We start from the raw sequence: 20,404 nt of genomic DNA, 5'->3' as shown, positions 1-20,404 counted from the left end.
TGATCGGGCAATAAATCTATATTCCCTGCAGGCGCGGGCGTGCCGACCGTGCCAATACCGCTATGGCGTATAGGCCTAATTGAACAAAAAGTTCATGATAAGAATCCGGTTAAAGCAGGCTTCATATTACAGGCAGATCATTGGAAATATTCCAACGCCGGCGACTATACCGGTACAATTGCATTTGCTTTGGTAATTGGCGATAGTAGGGGCAACGCGCCGGCAGCAAATTGTTTGCTCTAATAACAAACAAAGGCTCCTTTATAAACAGGAGCCTTTATGAATTGATTTATGAGGCGCTGGCCAGAGGATGGTCGAGCATGATACGGAAATTGGTGCCGTCGGGGCTCAGGTTGCGTATCTTGGTAAATAAGGTCTGGGCTACATGATCCCATTCGGCTTGCGAAAATTCACCATACTGGAAGGGGACCAGGTGGATGTCTAGGGTACGTATATAGCCTTGCTTAGGATGGGGCGATGGCGCCAGGCCTTTTGTAAAGCGCACCTCCTTCAGCTTTTTGCCCAACTCGGCCTTACAGAAATTGCGTATGTCCTCCTGGGTAATGAGCCTGTCGCGGCTGCTTAAGGCATAACGGCAGGCATCGAGACGTTCGCCTGCCTGCAGTTGTTCCCGCCCGCCTGTACTTTCGCTCAGCAGCAGGATATCCTGCGCCGAGATATCGGGACTGTTCTGGCAGCGGAAGGGCGTGCCGCTACGAATGTTGTTGGCTTCTTCGCCATGGGTCACCCAATATTCCACCTGTATATTGTCTTCGGGATCGTAAGGCTCCACGATCAGGTAACTGGGCGCCTGCTTGATGAACTTATCGATCTGTTCCGATTTGTTCTGGATCTGGCGCAGCTGTCGCGACAGGCCTTCGAGCGAAGAACGGATGAAGGTTTGGTCCAGGGAGGAAAAGGCGGCCACCTCGTCGCGGGTAAGCTCCAGCAGGTAATTCACCATATCCTGCGCGGCACGCTGGTCGAAACGTTCGACGCCGCCATGGCGAATGGAATAATAGCCTTTCTGGTGCTGCGAAGAACGGCTGTAGGGAATTTCGCTGAATTGCCGTCCATGGCCGTCGGTAACACGCTGCACCGTCATAAAGCGTTCATGCACCTCGGTGCGAAGAGGTAATATGTTGTTGAGGCCTTTATAGCTATACGTATTGTTGATGAGGCTGCGGTTGAGGGCAGGGAAAGCATTGATGGCCACATAGCAATTACCCAGGATATCGTAGGCATAATTGGGCGGGAACTTCAACTCGAGCCAGACTAGGTCTTTGGGCACTTTGGCTGATAGTTGCTCGGGTGCAAAGCGGCTCAGCAAGGCTTCGGGATAGCCCGCGGCCTTACGGTCTATCGGGCAGTCGCCCAGTGTGATGAACTTATGCTGGTACAGGTTCTTGATCTCCTCTGCCACTTTATGCATCAGGTCATAATCCTGGAATATCTCCTGCTCAAGCGATAGCTCTTCGGTCTGAACATAGTTCCGGCCCGCCTTCACTTCGACCGGCTTGCCCTGGCAGCTGATGGTACACAGCGGCAGCAGTTGGTATAGCCAGGTCATATTTTCGTAAGAAGGGAAATCGAAATAAAGCGATACTTCTTTAAGGTTGTCGACTGCTGTATGCAACTGCAGTCCCAGGTAGCAGGTAGCCCAGGGTAAGGGTTCGGCGGTACGGTATAAAGGTTGTTTAAAGCCTGAGTTGTCGATCGAGAACAACTGGTAACTGTTGGCAATAACCATCAGCTTGCCTTTGACGATATAGGTATGGTCGACAGGCGTAAAGCCTATTTGCACTTCTTCGTTGCGGAGTGTACCACCAAAGCCATGTGTCATCCTCTTCTGCAAGGTAAAGTGCGTATAAGGATGCAGCAAGTGCAGGGGTTCCACCGGCTGGGCCTGCATCACGGCATGTGCCGCTTTAGGCATCGTCAGCAGGTTAGGGGTCAGCATACGGGCTATCTTGTCGAGGATGCGGCCTTCGATATTCTGTGTCTCGTTAGCAGCGCGATAGATCTCGGTGCTGAAGGCCTCGATCAGCAGGCGTACAAATGGGTCCAGTGCTACGGGATTCTTAACGCCCCACAGGTTGGCCGCGTGCTGCAGCATGCGTGCTTTGATCGCTTCCTTGGTAAATTGATTGGTGATAGCAATGTTCATAGCGTAGCGATTGTTAGCATATAAAACCGGATCACCCAAAAAGTTCGATGATCCGGTATCCGTTACGAAAGTATCAAGATTCAGCTTACCTGAATCTTAAGGAAGATTTAAATTTTGAAAAGGGTGTTTTCCCTTGAAGGTTAGGCCTTCACACGCTCCCGGATATGGTCCAGCAAAGCCGTATCGGCAACGCCTGTTTCGATATAGGGCAGAAATTCCGCTATCAGCGGATTGTTGATAAAGCTATTGTCCAATCCCTTTTTTGCCCTTAATACCAGCAGGGCAATGATCTCGATAGGAAAGAATTGCCAGGTAATGTTGTTGAACGACAAGGTCCAGTCATCTTTGCTGTTGTCGATGTGAGAGGTAACCAGGTCTTCTACCCATTGGTTGACCAGGTTTTCTTCGGTGGTATACAGGTCCCGGATAGCAGCGGCATAAGCAGGATCGGTCTTGTCGCTGCAATAGGGCCTGATGGCAGATGCATCTTCCAGCCCCGCAGCTTCGGCCAGGAACAGGGCGAGCGGCAGCAGATCGGTTTTGCCGAGACGGTTGGCATACATTTTGGCTTGCATCAGCTCCTGGTTCTTTTCCAGGTAAAACAGCAGGTAACGCATTATGCCGGGTGCATCGCCAGGAAAGTAAGTCAGGGCCAGCATCAGCGACAGCGCTATGTCGGTGCTGAACAGGCTCTCTTCGCCATCTCCGTCCTTCAGGGCCGCGGTCTCTACCATCAGGATCAGGCCATAAGCCTGTAGCAGGTGCTGGTAGGCTGCGGTATCCTTTTGATCGCGATATGATAAAACGGCCTGATAGATCTTTAAGGTAGCTGCTGAATGCAATAAGCCGGTAGTGCTGTAGTCTGTGGTGAATGTTTCCCCAAATTCCGTAAAGCTGGTGGTAAATAAGGCTTTGCCTTCGGCCACCAGCTCCTGCAGTGAAGTGTCGAGGAAGCCGGTAAAGCTATCGTCGGCTGTCATGCTGGCTTCATTGGCCGCAATCTGTTTATATATCCCCTGGAGGTAAGCCTGTACTTTCTTATGATCCATTATTGATATTTACGTTTATTGATAAAGTTTGCCGATCTCGGTCCAGTCCGACACCATAGCTTTCTCTACGTACCAACGGCCTTTTTCGCCGCGTTGCACCCATACATCGATAAGCCTGTATTCGCCGATGTTGTTCTTTATCCGGTTGGCCATCTGCGGCGAAATGCCGTAGCTGCCATTGCCGGCCTTATTGGGACCCAACACATCCCGCGTAAAGGCTGCCGGATCGGCCTGCCTTGGGGAAAGCTTGCCTACTTCGCCCGACATATTGGTCTTCACTTCGAAGATGTCGAACTTGCCATCGTGCCGCAAACCTACCAAATCAATTCCATTATTGGAGGCATTTTGCACATGAAATACCTGCTTGTATTTTCCGTTGTTGCTGAGCTGCTGTTTGGCCCAGTTTTCACCATAATCGCCCAGGCGCTTCTGGAAGGTCGTAAGACCAAAGGGATCGAAAAAAATATTGGGATCGTGGGTATAGCTATAGAATGTAGGGTTGTTGCCGGCAAGCCCTATCGGATCGGGACTGATGTAAGTACCCGTATGGCAGTCGTAATAGCGGAAGCGGTTGTAGTATAAGCCCGTCTCCTCATCCTCGTACTGACCCTGGTAACGGAAGGGAATGAAGCTGCGCTCGCCGTACAGGGTACGGATACAGCCATAGCTGTCCAGTGTGCAGGCCCATACTTTACGCCCCTTTTCGTCGAAGGCCATTACCGGTACACCCAGGTAGTCACTTACGATCGAATGGCGTTGGCCGCCGGCCAGCCGGGCTACCGGTGTGAGGCTGTCCCCTTCATAGATCCAGGTAATCAGGTCTGTGCCAACCGGCTCCGAGCGGTCCGGGCCCAGCTTGCCTGTGCTGTCGACTACCAGTTGCGGTCGCTCAGACAGGTCATATTCCCATTCATGCAGCAGTTGGTTGCCCTGCCACAGATAGCGACGGATACGCTGGTCCCTGATCTTGGCAGTACGCCGGCCCAGGGCATCATATTCAAAGCGGGTTTCCCGGCCCCGCGGATCTTTCACTGCCTGCAGCATGCCGTCGGGGTACCAGGTATACAACCAATCGTCCTGCTGCCATTCCGGTGTGTCCGGCGCGGTATCGGGCAGCTGGCTTAGTGTACCGGGATCAGCTCCTGCCGGTCCGGCAGCATCGGTGGTGGTCCATGCCCATTGCTGCGATGCTGACAATGCCTGATCCATATTGCCTGACGGCATATCGTTGACGTTCCGCTTGCTCTTCAGTATCAGCCGGCCCAGGGCATCGTAACGGTAGTGCCATTCGTTGTCGCGCAGGAGCTTGCCATTAGCGCCATATACGCGATCCTGTTGCTGTGCCGTACGGAATACATTACCGGCATCATCGGCTGTTTTGTATTCCGGCGCTTTTTGGTCGTAGGTGGTAGCGGCAAGGTCGCCGCGGCTATCATAATCGTAAGTGATCTTACCACCGGTGAGCAGATTGAGGCAGGTGGCCAGCTTGTAATTGTTGTTCCAGCTGTACTGGCGATGCAAATGGGTATGACCATCCTGTGTTATCTTCTGGCTGATGGGACGGCCCTCGTGGTCGTATACGAATGAGGATTGCAAGCCACCCGTCATACTGCGGTCCAGCTCGTCGCCCTGCTCATTTCTTCCGATCGCTGCCGTCCAGGCCTGCCCATCCTGTTGCGCCTGCATGCCGGTAAGATATCCCAGATTGTCGTACGACATGGCGACATCGGCGCCTAGTGCACTTTTAAGACCTGTCAGGTTGCCGAAGGCGTCGTAGGTATAATCGATGGTATGATCGCCCTGCTGTTCCTGTACTACCTGTCCCTGGGCATTGCGGCGCAGCTGTACAGAAGCATGTGGATTGTCGGCGCTTTCCAATAGCCCGGAGCGGTCGTATTTGAAGGCTTCCCAGAAGTCATCGTCGTAACGGTTGTATACCAATCTTCCCGACAAATCATAATTATGGTAAATGCTTTTTCCTTCGGGCAGCACCGTTTTTAACAATTGGCCATCGCGATCACGGATATATTCCTGTCGCAGTCCGTCGAAGCCGGTCTCTTCGATCACCTGGTTGTTGGCATCCCTGCCAAAGGTATGCCGGTCGCCTTTTTCGTTGGTGACCGATTGTAATTGCTCATAATTATCGTAGCTGAATGCCAGCTCCTGCGTATGGCGCGCATTGGTCTTGCTGCTACGCGTCTGCCGGCGTACATTACCCATAGGCGTGTATTCCAGCTGCCATTCCTCTTTGCTGTCGGCAGCGTAGACAGGTAGTTCATAAGCATCGTAAGCAAAAACGACCTCATCCTGCCCCGGACCTTTGTAATGCGTGATGCGGCCCATGGCATCGCGTCGCCAGCGCAGCTCCTGCTGTGGCGCAGGGCGGAAGACCATCATACGGCCATAAGCATCATATTGCCAGCTGCGGCCAGCACCACTGCCATCTGTTTCCGATATTGTCTGCCGCAGTCCGTTATATTGCCAGTGCAGCGAACGCCCTTTGTCGTCGATGCAATAGGCCGGTAGTCCCGTGGCCTCATCGTAATGATAGCGAACGATACGGCCGTCCTTTGTTACCTGCTGCGTTTTTCGCAACCCTTCATAAGTCCAGCTTTCCGTTAGCCCGGAGGGTTCTGAACGCATGATAAGCCGGTTCATAACATCGTAAGCATATTGGTACTGCTCACCTTCCGGTGTATGGTAAACCGAGATATTCCCCTGTTCGTCGTAATCATAGCCTACCAGGCGGCCTTCGGGACTGGCCACCATTCGCCGTTCGTTGAAGCGGGTATAGGCATAAAAGGTTTCGCCACCCATGGCGTCGACCTCTTTATACAGCAGGTCATTTTCGTCGTAATGATAGCTGAGCACGCGGCCGTCGTTGTAGTGCACCTCGTTATAGCCCAGTTCGGGAAAATAGTTGAGCCGGCCTTCCTGGTATCCCTCGGGGCCGTGTGTATGGATCACTCTTCCCTCCTGATCGTAGGTCCAGCAATAGCTGATGCCGTTTCGGTTCGTCCGGCTAATGATATGGTTTTGGCTGTTGTATTCAAACCGGAGCGCCTTACCGGCGATATCCGTAACCCGTACCAGGTTGTTATGCTCATCGTAATCGTAGCGCACCATGAGCTTTCTCAAAGTCTGGTAGCGGTAAAACACCTGCACGATATGCGTTTGCTGTTCATCGCATTCCAGCTCAAGGGCCCGTCCCGTATTGTCTTTAATCGTAGCGAGGAGACTGCTGCCCCTATGATAGCTGAAAGCAAGCTGTGTACCTTCCGCATAGTGTATCGAATGGATGCGGTATATATCGCCATCTGTTCCGGCATGCCGCAGATAGGTATAGACATCCTGGTCGAGCGTAATGATCCAGGTCTGCTCATCAGGACGTTCCATCCATACCCTCTGGCTCCTGTCGTAGTAAGGCATAGCACCGGCTTTGATATAAGGCAACGGCATCACCATGTTTTCTTTGGGATGATTGAATCCCGCGATGCCGGCCTCTTCGTCGGGAATGATGTACAGGTCGTAGCTGTTGTACACGCCATTGCCCATCATACCGGTATAAGGCTTGTCGCTGCGCCAGATATTGCCCCATTTCAGCGCGGTGCCGCCCGGCAGCTCGAAGTCGATCCATTCGAAGAACATGGCGCCGGTAACGAAATTGACCGGTTCCAGGCCGAAGGCGCATAGTCTTTTGGACAAGGGATTGGTGAGGCCGAAAGCTTTTTGCAGCAGTTTATTAACGCCTTTCAAGGCTTGCTTGCCCAGAGCGCCTGCTAATTTACCCAGGCCTTTGATCAGGGCCATACCGGCGAAACGCATCAGCATTTCGGTCATGGTATAATTATGCGGGGCAAAGGTACCGCCTACCAATACCGGGCCGCCGGTATTGATCTGCACATACATGCTGAGGATATCATTGTAGAAGGCAAAATAGGACAAGGGGTTCTTCTTGATCTTATTGGGCATGGTGGGCAGCATCTTGAGGCCCATAGGCGGACACCAGCAGGTAAGCACCTGCTGCGGATCGGAGCCGCTGAGCTCACTGCCCTGGGCCAGTACCGTAGTAGAACCCCAGTACACTTCGCCTTCATGCGGAGAACCGGGTATATTGACGATAAAATAAATGCCGGGTATCGACGAGATATGGCGGAAAGGCAATAACACACCCATCACGCTGGTCGTAGTGGTGGCCTTGTGCCTGCCATGCACATAGATCGATCCGCCCAGGGGAATGCTTTTGGCCCCTATTTTTTCCTGTAAGAAAGAAGGAATAGGAATATCGAAATGCAGGTAGTCCATAGGGTCAAATACCATGCCGATAAAGAGATGGGGCAGGGGTAGCGGTATAAAACCGAAAGAAGGTGGCAGGGGTATGGTTGTCCAGTGGAAGTCGATGGCCAGCACGATATCAAAATGCTTGCTGACATGCTGCCGGGCGTTATTGGTCATCACCGGCTTCGCTGCTTTGATAAGCTTTACATTTTCCATAGCTTCTTCATTAGTTGGTGGGTGCATATTGATCGGGCAGCACGGCAAGCTGGCGCCAGTCGGCACCGATGTGTTCCTGCATATCGCGGTCCAGCGCTATGCTTTCCTCATGCTCCGGTCCATATATTTTTTCGATCGTAAGGGCTACATAGGCCATGGAGCTTTGTCGCCTGCGTTCCAGGGGCATGCCCTTACCCATTTCGATGCATTTCCGGTAATAGGACATGGCTTTTTCCGGCCCGTTCCATTTGCTTTCCGATAGCTGTCCCGCTATGCGGGTGCATTCCAGGGCCATAAAGCCGTTCTCCAGACGTTCCGCGATCTCGGTAGCTTTGTTGAAATAGGAGCGGGCTTCGGCTTTGCGGGCTTCCATAAGCAGGAAGCTGCCGTAGTTCATGTGCATCTGTGCACCGATAAGGCTTTCTGTTCCGGCTGCACCAAGGGCCAGGTGGTATTGGCGATGGGCTTCTTTCCTACGCCTTATGGCGGCCAGGCTTTGCGCGAGCATGAGGCGTGCGGTAGCTTCCGCCTCGTTGCTGCCCTGTCGTTGTGCGATAGCGATGGCTCTTTCCAGGGCGGTATGGCCCTGGCTGTGTTGTCCTTTGCTGATAAAATTGCTGGCAATCAGGATCTGCTGCTGGTAGTCGGCTTCCGGTTCGTTCTTTTGGGGATTGGTATAAGCGGCAGCATGCTGCATCATTTGCCCGATATCGATCTGCAGGCGGAACTCCCTGCGGGCTTCGGCATGCTTCAGGGTTCGGTGCGCATGATGATCGCCGTATACCAGCTTGAGCTGGGGTAGTGCCTGCGCAGCAGTACACCACTCCTGCACCCACAGACCGAAATCCTTAAGATCGGCGATACGGGCGGGCGCCAGGTGCACAAATATTTTTTTGGTCTTCAGCTGGGGATATTGGCGTATCAGCGTTTCCAGCGCTACGACCGGTTTGTAGGCATCTGTACGGTATCGGCCGGCCTCACCGGCGTCGGTGTTCCAGGAGATAGGCTTTGCTTCTTCTGCCTGCCAAAGATCATATACCTCTTTCCATTCGTCAATGAGGCTTTGGCCGTAGCGGGTTCCTTGTTCGAAGGGCTGGTAGTGCAGCAGGAACAGGTCGTTGCTGGTGCCCTCGTCGGAAAGCTGGTATTTAAAATAGGCTTCGAAAAGATTGAGTTCATGGCGTTCGCCCAGACAGATGAACAGGGGCGTATCGAGGTGCTGCTTTACCTCCTGCTGCCATTGCCGGTCTATTTTGACTATTTCCAGTTGTACGGGGTTCATGGCTCCTGTATTGTATTAATTCAGCTTCACTTTACCGCTGCTGATATTGGTTTCCGTACCGCCGCCGATGTTGACCGTCTTACCGGCAAGATGCGCTTCCGTCTCGGCGCTCAGGGTAAGGGTCTTGGTGCCCACGTCAAGTGTTGTGGCCTCAATGGCCATGCCAGAGGTAGGTGTGCCGCCTTCGGGTCCTACACCTATGCCCACGCTGTTCTTAGCCGACACCCCTATGGCCTCGCCCAGGGTCACGATCTGCTTGCCTTTGATCTGTATATTGCCGCTCTTATCCATGGAGAGGCTGCTTTCGCCGCATTTGATGGTGATCGTCTCTTTGGTCTCCATCAGCGCATTTCCGGCGCCGTCGAGCGTAATGATGTTATCGTCCTTGTCTTTTACGGTAATGCCGGCGCCATCGTTCAGCGTAACCGTATGCCCGCTTTTCGAAGTAAGGCTCTTGACATTGTTGCCGCCTCCACCGCCGGTACCCACGCCACCGTGGAATACGCTGCCAGTTACAAAAGGACGGTCGGGATTGCCATGCTCAAAGTCGATATACACCTGGTCGCCGATCTCGGGAACCGTGACCAGTCCACGGTTGGAAGCCACTTTGTCGCCACCGCCGCCGGCATCAGGTGTCAGCACGCGGATGTAATCAGTCTGCGGCACATCCTGCTGCTGCCAGCCCATAAACTTGGCGCGCACGCGGCCTTTGCTGTCGTTGTTGTCGATCACTTCGGCCAGCATAGGATAAGTAACCGGCGGTATAAAATGAATGTCGGGCGGCATTTCCGATGCTGCCGGTATGGCTTCGAAGCTGTTGATATAAATACCGGTGGCGTCGAGCTGGTGCGCCACATAGGTAATGCGCATAGGGGCATGGCTGGCGCTTTGCTGCTGCCGCTTAAAAGACACATCGACCACCATGCCGGTGCGCAATTCATGGAGCGTGCTTTCACCTTTGATCGTATACATGCCGGCGGCACGCTGGGCGCTACGGCTTTTAGCGATCTTTTTTAAGGTATCTCCTTTGGAGGACAGGGCTCTGGGCATTGCATACGAAGGCGTGCTGCCAAAGAGCTCTTTGGATTTGCTGAAGGCGATATTGTTATAAGCGCCGGCATTGCCATCGTAAGTGTTGGCTTCGCTGCTGATGGGGGTATGGTTGTCGGACTCGTAGTCGAAAAGGCCTTGCTGCACGGGTCTTGCATGGAGACCCATGCTGATATGGAAACAATTTTCGCCATAGACCAAAGCCGGGCCCGAGCTATTGTCGGGGCGGCCGAATACCAGCTCGCTGCCATTCCAATACAACCACTGACCCGTTTCGGCGCTAAGCCGCTTCATGAAATTCCATACACTTTCGTTATAGCGGCATACAAAGGGAAGCTGGTCGGTAATGGTAGGATTGCTCCTCAGCTTACCTTTAACCTGCTCCAGCGACTTGCATACCGATTTACTGATGGCGGCAAGATCCTTTTTATAGAAGGCTTCGAAATGAGGATCGCCATCCAGTATCCAGGTAGGCGAATAGCCCGTGAGCGTAATGATGCCTTCATTAAGGGCCTCCTGGTCAAATTGCACATCGGCGATCACGAAAAGATGCTGCAGCTTGCCGGAGTCGGAATTGTTCTGGTCAAAAAGCTCGATCTCGGCTACCTGGCCCAGCATTTTTTCGGCGCCGTCAAACGTAAACGAGCCTTGTGCCTGCGCCTGGTCCTGAAAAAAGCGTAGCTTAAGGATATTGTGCTCGCCATACTGCTGGGTTATGGTAAGGGACAGGATTTCCTGTATGGAGGTGTCGCCGACGAAGACCCTGGCTGTCATTTTCCTGGGCGCAGAGGCTTCGGCCATCGTTGCCGGATTATTTTGCTCGCTCCCCTGGCTATTGCTCATAGCCAAACGTGTGGCCGAAGGCGTATCCAGGTCTTCGAAGGGAATGGCCTGGACACCGGGCAGGGGGGCGGCGGCCGGTTTGCTGGTCCATTGACGGGTGGCCGATGAGTACAACCCTGCAGCCTGTTGCGCTTGTTCCGCTGCTTCCAGGGCTTTATCGCCGGGTAGCTTATCGTTCAGCCGGTTTAGTGCTTGTCCGGCAGCAGCCATGCCGGCTGCCTTTGCCGCTTCACCGGCATCGGGGGGTAGATTGGCGTTCAGAGACATCCGAATAGGTTTTGGTTATATGGGCGATCACGCTTACTCAGGTCGCGGGAATAGAAAGCCCGGATAGGAGAAAGCGCATGGTTTACAGGATCAGATACTGCAAGGTTTTCCCAACAGCAGGTAACAGGCAATACAACAAAAATTAACAGGCAGGCCAATAAAAAGGCGATACAATAAAAGCAGCAATACGGGCTTTGTGTTCCCTTTACAGCTCTATCGTATCGCCTCAAAGCCGGGGACCGGCAGGAGATTAAGTGTGCTGAGCGAATTCAAGTAAAGCGTTCGCCTCTTTGGTTACTTTGGGCGATAATACCACGGTAATGGTGTACGGTACTTCGTCGGCAGAGTTGTACTTGGACGAGTAGTAGGTGATAGAGCAGTCGTTGAACTCTGTTTCTACCAGCTTGCCTTCATCGTGGGTGTTGAATAGGGTCAACTTCGCATTGAAGCGTTTGCGGCTGTTGGCGTATTTTTCGAATAGCACCGAAGTTTCCGCGTTGCCTTCGATCACAAAGCGCGCATCGGCTTTGGTCGCATAGGCGGTTACCCTGTTCCATTGATCCACCGGTTTGATGGACTCGAAGGACGCATGATGTACGTTGAATTCTTTTCCGTCGATAGTGACAGAAGCCAGTTTACTTGCTGTAGACGCCATAGTAAATTGTTTTAAAAGTGAAAGAAAAAATGATAGAACGAAGTTATTACAGACGGGAACGTATTGGCCTTTTGAGCCGTTAAGGTTGGGTTAAATGTTATTTTTTGGTTATTTGAATTTGGCTGCGAAAGTTTTAAAAGTTATGCTTTTTGTTGATGCGAAGAAACTGTTTTTTCATTTGTGATTTCCTTAACGGCATAGTAAGTGCTATCGGCTGTAATCCGCTGCTATAAAGGGTTGCAGCTGTTGCTACAAGTGTAGGGCATGGCGTCATATGCCCGTTTATATCTCTTTGAGACAGGGAAATTCCTTCTGGTTCTACATGACCAAAGGGTAGTAATTGATGGGAAAAGGACGCGGTTATTTACATTAGGGAAACGAGATATTTCCGGCTTATTTATCTACCGGGAATCAATGTTGTTTCGTTAAGCATTTAAGGAAAAAGGCATGTAGTTAACCACTAAGGACGCCAAACTGTACGCAAGGGGCGCAAAGATTTGGCACTAAGTGTTTCAAAGGCATTTCACTCATTAAAGGCATATGCCGGTAGCTAACAACCGACCTGATCAACTGCATCTTTTAGAGCAAGGTCTTAAGTTGTTCAAAGGTATTAGATGCTTCCATTGCTGCGCAGATGTCAGCATGACAATGGGGTGTTTATGATTTTGTGCTTGCCCTCGGCTGTAAACATCACGCTGTCATCCTGATACGAAGCTTGCGCAGCATGCGAAATGAAGGATCTCTTTCTGTGGAGAAAGGATATCGGCATACATTAAATGAACGCTATTTCTTTAACTTAAGAGTTTGCCTTCGCGGGACGAAATTTTGAAATGCTGTAGATCCCTTGTTTCTTAACTAAACGACATTGCTGTCGGAAAGGAAGATATGCACAGGAATTTTGACAAGCAGGGAACGCGATTGGTTACAAGAAAGACAGGGGAAGGACACCTCATTGAACGTTCATCTTCCCTTATCGTTTGCCAAAGGTTCTGTGCATTGTGCTATTGCTGTCTTTTGCGCCATTCCGCCAGGCTGATCCAGCCATCTTCGATGTCTTCGACCTCGATATGGCAATCGTTTTTGAACACCCTGAAGGTATAATAACTCTCGAAACGTATTTCTGAAGAATAGCCCACATTGATCTCGTAATAGGACAGGGCAGAGGTATTGTCCTGATCATAATTGATCATAGCGATGCCGTGCTTGTGTTGTGTAAGCGAGTCGATGAAACGGTCGCGGGCTTTTACCTCGGGAAGCTTTTGCAGCAAGGCCATCGCGTGCTCTTCGTTGCCGCAAGGCGCTTTGGCGGCTTGTTTCTTTTGTTGCGCGAAAGCTGTAGTGCAGGCCAAAAGGAGCGAAAGAGACAGAAGCTTTTTCATAAGTGGTATGAGGTCATGGATCGATATTAGCGGATCATTTCGAGCGGCATGCCGCTTTTTTGCCGGTGAAGATAGCCGTACATAAACTCAGTGACCGGTTTGCCGTTCTCATCGTTATACACAATACGGGTAACCGGCTCTCCTATATTGGGAAAGTCGTTGCGTTCCAGGGTCACGACCTTGCCGTCTCCATAAAAGCGAAGCCTGTAGTGCTCTATGGGCAATACTTTCGGCGATGGGAAAGACATGAATTCCGTATAATCTTCGTAAGTTTCCTGGAGGCCTGCCGCATCCTGGAAAAAGTATTGCGCTCTTTCCTTTTCCTTATCATGAACGGTGTTCATGATAGCTGTTATATCCTTGTGGGCATAGTAACCGGAATACTTTTGATAAAATGCGAGCACTTCTTTCAGCAGCTGGTCCTGGTTCTCTTTCCGGAGATCGGCGCTTTCACTCCAGCCACGCAAGGTATAAGGTACGTCTGCATTGAACGTGCCTTCATATACAGCTGTAGGTTTGCCGGCCTCCAGGTAAATATCCTTTCCGTTTTCATCTTTCCGTTGCGGCGTATTGATGAGCGTTATAGGACCTGCTATCGTTTCCACGCCTTGCGGATTATGCTTCAGTCCTTCTATCTCTATTTCCAGGAAGACATTGGGCGAAAGGCTTGTGGTAAGGTTATTGTTCCTGTAGCCGGGATACAGTACCAGCTTCCAGCGCTGAGGTCCGGCTTTCAGTATCGCATCGTTGATAGGCGTGCTGGTATTGAAGGTACCATCGACATTGCCGAAGTATTGCTCAACGGGAATGTCGTTGATGAAGAGTTCGAAGTCGCAGGCGCCCACCTGGATATTGGCCCGGTATTCAATTGCCTTGTCCTTGTATTGAACCGTTTTGTATAGATCTTTAAGTGAATTGTTCATGTTCTTTTGGTTTTGGGCGCAGGAAGAAAGCGCACTGATCAGGAGTAATGCCAGAGCTGTTTTTTTCATTGTCGTTTTGAATTAAGCACTGGCCAGGACAAGCTTTTTCAGCAGGGCCTCGGGTTGCTTGGGCATTACCTTCTTTTCCACATCTACACCGCCTTCTGTGCCCATGCTGCCTCCTTTGCGGCCCTTTACTTTTACCGATGCCTTTGCGCCACCTTTGAGTACCAGGCCGTCGAAGTTACCATAAATATTGGCAAAGAAGCCCTGCTTGTCGGTATCGAATTCGGCGCGCGCCTTCCAGGTGGCAGTGGCTTCGGCGCTGGCGCTCAGGGAACCTTCTACGGCGACAAACACCAGGTTCTTTTTCGTTGCTATCTTGATCTGGACCTTCAGGCTTATCTTTAATTCACCCGAAACGGTGGCAATGTCTGTACTATTGGCCTTACGGTCCTTTTTATTGAAGGTATTCTCTCCGGTAAGGGTGTTGACAAAGCCTTCCAGCTTGCCATTGATGGTACCGGTGATCCTTAGCTCGCATACGATCTTACTGCCGTCGCCCAGGAGCGCCAGCGTAAGGTCGGCGATGGCGATTACAGCGTAGGCTATCGGGTGTGCACGCTGGACCAAAGCAAGGAAATCGAAGTAAATAGACGCACCTATTAGCGGTGCACATTCTATAGTGCCCGTAAGGTAAAGCCCCACCTTATTCCGGTATTGCTCGGCCTGGTTGGTATTGGTGTTGACCAGTTTCCAGCCGAAAGAGCCTTCCAGGCTGGGCCATATGATATCCAGACCAACCGCTTCCCGCTTCATGCCCTCGAAGTGGCTGTCGCCTCGCCGGTCGAGCTGTTCCATTTTTTTCCGGGCGTCTCTACGGTCTTTTGTTCCACTCTCCGATGCGGAATAATCTCTTTTGGCATCACGCAGGTATTCACGCTGCTTGCGCATATCCCGTTCTTCCCGTTCCCGCTTGGCGATCTCGTTGCCCTGGCTTCGTTTGAAATCGTCCAGGGTTCGTTGTGCATCCGGGTCGTTGTCGGTGCTTTTGGGTGAGAAGATATTTTCGAGCATGTTCACCAGCTCGATGACCGTTTTGAATTTTTCCTGCAGGTTCTTGATAAACTCATCAGAAAAACTGACCTCATCGGAGCCGTTCCATTTGGCCGATAAGGATACGCCGAGCTTTCTGCCGCCGACATCGACGAACTTGTGTTCTTGCTGATGCTGTGGCCGCGACTGCTTGAAGTTGTTCATCAGCACGCGGCTCGTCTTGGCGCTGGCATCTTCACCGGCGCCGGGCTCAAACTTGTTGTATTCGAGTGCCAGCTTCCATTCAATATCGGGGTAGGGGATCACCTTTACCCGGTTCTGGTACCTGCAGGTGTTGGCATTGATGATATAGGGCGTCCCTGCTGCATTGGCGCCCATCCAGAAATAACGGAACGCATAAGGCAGTGTAAGCGGACCAACGCCGATGGGTGTTTTGTTATAGATAAACCGTGCGTCAAAAGTGAGCTTTTCGTCGCTGTCCTTTGGGGTGTAAACCTTTAAGGCTACACTGCTATCGATCGAGCGCTTGGTCTCTATGCTACCCAGGGCAGCGTCCGTCTTGGTTTTTACTTTCCATTGAACTTTCTCCTCCTCCTTCTCCTCTTTGACTTCCTGCTTCGGCGCGGGAAGCGCCTTTTGTTCGGGATAGCTGTCGATAGTTAGTGTATGCCCGCCTTTGTGCTTGGTTTGGCTGACGCATTCCGATTCATTGTTGTGCAGCTGCTCCAGCTCGATCGTTATTTTCTTTAGGCCTGTCGTTTCTCCGACCACTACCTCAAAGTCACGTATCTGCTGGTATATAGGTTCGTCGCTTTTTTCTTTAAATAGATAGATCGGCTTTTCCTCTTCCTTGCCCTCTTCATTCTTTAAAGGTGTAGTCACTTTTACCGCTGTATAATAGCAATGCCGGAAAGCACTGATATTGGTTTCTATTTCTCCTGCCAGGATAGGTTTGTTCCCTGTGGGAGAAAGCTGTGATTGCACCGGTGCTTCCTGAGCGCTGTATTCAACTGTAATATATTTTTCTTCGAACGCCTTTGGCGCATTGAGGCTCCTGACGTTGACGGTAGGAAATATTTTTAACGAGGTGCCCCCATCATAACGCCAGAATTCATCGATATAGACTTTGATCTCCGCTTTCTGAACATATTTTTCGGTATGCCCTTCCAGGCTGCCCAGTGTTTTGCGGAGACGCTCGCCCTGCTCCGGGCTGAGCATAGCGCTCTTGAAGGGGCCGTAACTCACTGCCCTTGTCAATACCTGAAATTCTTTGGATGGCGTATTCTCTCCTTCTTTCTTGTTCTTGGGTGTACCTCCTTCACGCTCGTAGGCCGGCAGCAGATCGGGGCTGTCTACCCAGCTGGCCAGATCTTTATCCTGCAGTTTCACGATCACCTGGCTTCCAAACAGGGCTTCGGTATATACCCGCAGCAATACCGTATCTCCGAATTTTACTTGTTTGCCATCAATATTGTCGCCATTAAGATTGGTCCATTCTACGCCGATGATATCGGGATTGCCTTTGGCGCAAACGAAAATGCCGTTGGAAGGAGAACCCGTGGCGGTACCCCGGAAGCCCTCAAGCCATATATAGCCGCCTCCCTCAAGGAACTTGGGAAAGGATACCTGGCGGGTACTTTGCGGCATGCCTTTGCCGAAGCTTTCGTTATGATTGCTCAGATCCAGGCGGTCGGGACCCGCGGCGATCTGCCAAAGCCACAACAGGTCGGCATATTGTGCCAGAAGGTCCTGTTTTTTTTGCTCTGTAGCCGACTTGCCTTTGACGGGAGGTTTGCCTTTTTGTTGGGCCTGCTCTGCCTTTAGCTTTTTGTCTGTGGCATCCAGCTCATCTTTTAGCTTCCCTATCGTATAAGCAAACGACTCCGCTTTTTGCAAAGTGAGCACACGCCCCTGCTTATCGAAATACTGGCTGCCCGAAGTGATGGGGATAATTTGAAGATCATTTCCTTTTGTTTCCATGTCAGGCGCTTCATTATTGGGTTTGCGTAGGTAATACAGGTTGCTTTTCTTCTACGGTCTTCAGGTTTACCAGGGGATTGAGCTGGGAGCCCACTTCCTCTTTCGCCTTCGCCGTATTTTGAGCAGCTACGGCGGCCGTTTGTCCGTGAAAGGTAATATCCACGCAAGGGCTTCCACCTACAGTGCAGGTGGCCTTGCTATTTTCCAGCAGTATTTTTCCACCATTCTGCAGGGTGACTTTGTCGTAAAAATCTTTCCATTCGGTAATTGCCGGCTTACAGGGATTGTTGTTCATCTTTTTACAGCTGCCGAAGGTATTGGCCTGGAACGGCTGACCGATATCCATGGTATTGGCAATCGATTTCTGACTTCCGTCGCTGTCGTTGATGTAATAATCCGTTTGCTTTACTTTCAGCTTGTCGGGTGTGGTGCCAAACTTACATTGGCACATGGCCCCATTACACACTAAATGTTTTTCACTCATGATACCGGGTTTAATGGTTCTGGACTACATTTTCTTATTCCGGCTATCGTTTTGCCGGTAATGTTCCTGCGGTTTATCCTTGTCGGGCAGGTGATAGAGCTCGAACCGGACGTTGCGCCAGCCCTGATCGGGATCTTTAAAACTGCTCTCACCGGTAACCGACCGTATGCTGAAATCCTTATGATAAAGCCGGTATGCGATCTTCACTTCCCCTTCTGCTTCGGTAGCCTTGCCATTCATAAGCTTGTAAACAGGTATCTGATGCTTTAGCGCTATATCTTCTGCACTGCGTTGCTCTTCCAATGAACCTTTACATTCGATAACGAGGCATTTGGTTTCGGTATGCTGCTCGGTAATTTCCCTGGTTACAGCGTATTGCAGTGGCGGACCAAAGGGGATTACCGGTAGCGCCATGATCGTTTTTTCCCTGAAATCATAAGCGCGCAAACCATATATGCCCGAAAAGAAAAGGCTGTAAAACCAATCGTCTTTCAGGCGTAATAGTATACTCTTTTCCTGCTTCAATACCTGATCCATTTCCAGGATTGCTTTGTCGACAAGGTCGCCTTTGTAGTATTGTAGCAAAAGGTCTTTTTGCTGCTGCCAGCGCTGCCTCAACGCTTCCCCGTTGGCGATTCCAAGAAGTTTGCCCTGGTGATCGGTATGGAGCCGTAAGGGATACAGGACTTTGCCCAGATCGTCTGCCAGCTTATCGATGATAAGATCGGGCGCATGATCGTTGATATATACCTGACGCCTGTCGACCTGGAAAAGAAACCCTTCTTCGCCGGGCCACAGGCTCACCTCCGTTTCATAATGGATACGGGTTTTGTCGTCAAAACGGATCATGACGCCGTAGGTACGGCACCGGTCCGTAGGGCGTATTTCCAACACCTTTCTGTTGCTGCTCGTGCTTATCTGTTCCTCGATGCTCATACTCCTAATGTCAATTCTGTAGAGCCTCCTGGCTATTTTTTGCTGCGTTCCATCGATACGACGCCTCCTGTTTGTTTTTCCCCATCCAGGTACAGCTCGTAGAAATCACAGCTATAGTCCGTAGTAGCCGAGCCGCGATGGGGGCGTAGCAGGTACCGGAAGTTGTAGGCGGCATGCACCTTGCCGTTTTTCAATTTGAAGAAAACGGTGTCGGTAATATTGATGGTTCTTTCAAAATAGAAATAACGTTGCTCCCTGAGGCTATCGACCATTTGCTGCGGCGTACCAAAGCTTTCCCAGCTTTCAGAACCTCCGCCTACTTTGATACGGATCGTGTCCATTTCGGCATAGGGGTAATGGTTAAAGTAAAAGCTCAGCCCTTTGATCGTTTTTTGTTGCTGGCAGTCCGTTTCCGTGTTTTCCGATGAGGTTCCGGTAGCATTGGGTCTGCAGGAGAGCAGAGCAAGGCTGGCAACAAAAAGTACAGAAAGATTACAGATCATGGCTATTTCATTTTTACATAGGCATAATAGTTCGTCTGGAATGCACTTTTGGATATGCCGCCAGAGGTCCGGGAAGTCTGTACATCTTCTCCCCAGGTGAATTCCTTGAACTTTACCTTAGTTACCTTATCGTAATCGCTTTCTGCACCGCCTGCTGCATTGAGCAGCTGCAAGCCACCTTCGTAGACGATCCAGTGGTATTCGCTAAAATCGCTCCAGCTATAGGCATCCGACCCTTTCATCATATCGCTGTCGATCATCATGCTGATCTGGTAGCCGTTGTTATAGTCCGCGTCGATATCTTCTTTCAATATTCTCAGCTTCTCATTCGAGCCCAGCCAATCCCTTATGTAGGATTTATTGAGCTTGTAATAATCTATAGAAACGTCCTGGTATCCCAGAAGCTTTTTACCCAGCGTGATCATGATCACGGGCCAGTTGATCGCCCTGCTGTCGTCGCCCGCCTGTCCTTTATAGCCGACCCAGCTCTCAGAGCTCCTGAGGCTGGCCAGCGTAATCCAGTCTGCGTAAGGCATAGAAGACGAGGGATACTTGCAGGCGGCATCCGCCGGATTCATTTCCAGGAGACCTTTCCAGGGCTTGATGGCATAATCCTTGTAGGTTACCTGGCCCTGCTGATGCAGCTGCAAAGCCATTTTTTCATAGCCATCCGGGTCCTTCTTGGCCAGCAGGTACATGATGCAGGCCATGCCGCAAAGGGAGGTATTGTTTTGGTCTATTTTCCAGGGATGGGTTTTCCGTTCCTGTACTTCTTTTTTGACCTGCTCCCGTGAAAACCACCTGAAACGATAGTGTACCCAGGTGTTGAGCACGCCTTCTGTTTTCCTGTCCCGGATAAATGCATAAATGGTCAGGCCTCTGCCACAGATATTCAGGTTCGTTCCGAAGCCAAGCATCACTTTACGCCCTCTGCCCAAAAAAACGCCTTCCTGGACGCCATCTTCCGTTTCGTAACGATAGGCCCACTGTATGTCCTGGTCGCTGGGTGGCGCTACATTGTTTTTGAATTTGGTGACTTCGAGCTCATATTGTTTATCAAACAACATGCCATCCCTCAGCGCGCCGCTATTTTTATAATCACAACCCTTATCCAGGCCAGTGTTGATCCGTACGGTCTCCACTGCTATCTGCGCTTCCTGCTTTTCCTTTGCCGGCGGCTGGCCTATGAGCAGGTCCACACCCGCATCTCCTTTCTGTTTGACCAGGCCGCTGGCGCCAAGGGTCGCATCGCCGCCTTCGGCAACCCAGGTGGCTGCCGGCGAATTATCTGTGATCCTTTTTGCGGTGAAAACAATATTACCCATTATGCTGACCT

General features: G+C 51.2%; 13 protein-coding genes. All 13 read right to left on the bottom strand.

What is annotated here, in order from left to right; genetic code table 11:
* Positions 1-289: 289 nt before the first annotated feature.
* Positions 290-2,167 carry a type VI secretion system baseplate subunit TssF gene (locus tag DZK30_RS15595; RefSeq protein WP_118975062.1) on the bottom strand — a complete coding sequence of 626 codons (1,878 nt, stop codon included), beginning with the start codon at positions 2,165-2,167 and terminating at the stop codon, positions 290-292.
* 140 nt (positions 2,168-2,307) lie between these two features.
* Positions 2,308-3,216 (bottom strand): hypothetical protein, encoded by a 909-nt coding sequence (locus tag DZK30_RS15590; protein ID WP_118975061.1) that lies wholly within the window; start codon positions 3,214-3,216, stop codon positions 2,308-2,310.
* A gap of 15 nt (positions 3,217-3,231) precedes the next feature.
* The gene (locus tag DZK30_RS15585) at positions 3,232-7,710 is read right to left on the bottom strand and encodes an RHS repeat-associated core domain-containing protein (RefSeq protein WP_162903133.1); all 4,479 of its coding nucleotides are present in this window, start codon (positions 7,708-7,710) and stop codon (positions 3,232-3,234) included.
* A gap of 10 nt (positions 7,711-7,720) precedes the next feature.
* Positions 7,721-8,992, bottom strand: a complete 1,272-nt coding sequence (locus DZK30_RS15580) for a tetratricopeptide repeat protein (protein ID WP_118975059.1) — start codon at positions 8,990-8,992, stop codon at positions 7,721-7,723.
* A 15-nt stretch (positions 8,993-9,007) separates the two neighbouring features.
* Entirely contained in the window at positions 9,008-11,152 is a 2,145-nt protein-coding gene (locus DZK30_RS15575; protein ID WP_118975058.1) for a phage baseplate assembly protein V, read from the bottom strand.
* Positions 11,153-11,402: 250 nt separating this feature from the next.
* Positions 11,403-11,807 (bottom strand): type VI secretion system tube protein TssD, encoded by a 405-nt coding sequence (gene tssD, locus DZK30_RS15570; RefSeq protein WP_118975057.1) that lies wholly within the window; start codon positions 11,805-11,807, stop codon positions 11,403-11,405.
* A 1,001-nt stretch (positions 11,808-12,808) separates the two neighbouring features.
* Positions 12,809-13,186 carry a hypothetical protein gene (locus DZK30_RS15565; protein ID WP_118975056.1) on the bottom strand — a complete coding sequence of 126 codons (378 nt, stop codon included), beginning with the start codon at positions 13,184-13,186 and terminating at the stop codon, positions 12,809-12,811.
* 26 nt (positions 13,187-13,212) lie between these two features.
* Positions 13,213-14,178 carry a hypothetical protein gene (locus DZK30_RS15560; protein WP_162903132.1) on the bottom strand — a complete coding sequence of 322 codons (966 nt, stop codon included), beginning with the start codon at positions 14,176-14,178 and terminating at the stop codon, positions 13,213-13,215.
* A gap of 12 nt (positions 14,179-14,190) precedes the next feature.
* Positions 14,191-17,145, bottom strand: coding sequence for a hypothetical protein (locus DZK30_RS15555; RefSeq protein WP_118975054.1), 2,955 nt, complete (start codon positions 17,143-17,145; stop codon positions 14,191-14,193).
* A 13-nt stretch (positions 17,146-17,158) separates the two neighbouring features.
* Complete coding sequence (locus DZK30_RS15550) at positions 17,159-17,629, bottom strand: DUF4280 domain-containing protein (protein ID WP_118975053.1); 471 nt, start codon at positions 17,627-17,629, stop codon at positions 17,159-17,161.
* 24 nt (positions 17,630-17,653) lie between these two features.
* The gene (locus DZK30_RS15545) at positions 17,654-18,565 is read right to left on the bottom strand and encodes a hypothetical protein (protein WP_118975052.1); all 912 of its coding nucleotides are present in this window, start codon (positions 18,563-18,565) and stop codon (positions 17,654-17,656) included.
* A 32-nt stretch (positions 18,566-18,597) separates the two neighbouring features.
* The gene (locus DZK30_RS15540) at positions 18,598-19,068 is read right to left on the bottom strand and encodes a hypothetical protein (protein WP_118975051.1); all 471 of its coding nucleotides are present in this window, start codon (positions 19,066-19,068) and stop codon (positions 18,598-18,600) included.
* Positions 19,069-19,070: 2 nt separating this feature from the next.
* Positions 19,071-20,393, bottom strand: coding sequence for a hypothetical protein (locus DZK30_RS15535; protein ID WP_118975050.1), 1,323 nt, complete (start codon positions 20,391-20,393; stop codon positions 19,071-19,073).
* Positions 20,394-20,404 lie beyond the last annotated feature (11 nt).

Origin of the sequence: Taibaiella koreensis, assembly GCF_003545715.1 — a bacterium.
Classification (GTDB): domain Bacteria; phylum Bacteroidota; class Bacteroidia; order Chitinophagales; family Chitinophagaceae; genus Taibaiella; species Taibaiella koreensis.
This window is presented reverse-complemented; position numbering and strand designations above follow the sequence as displayed.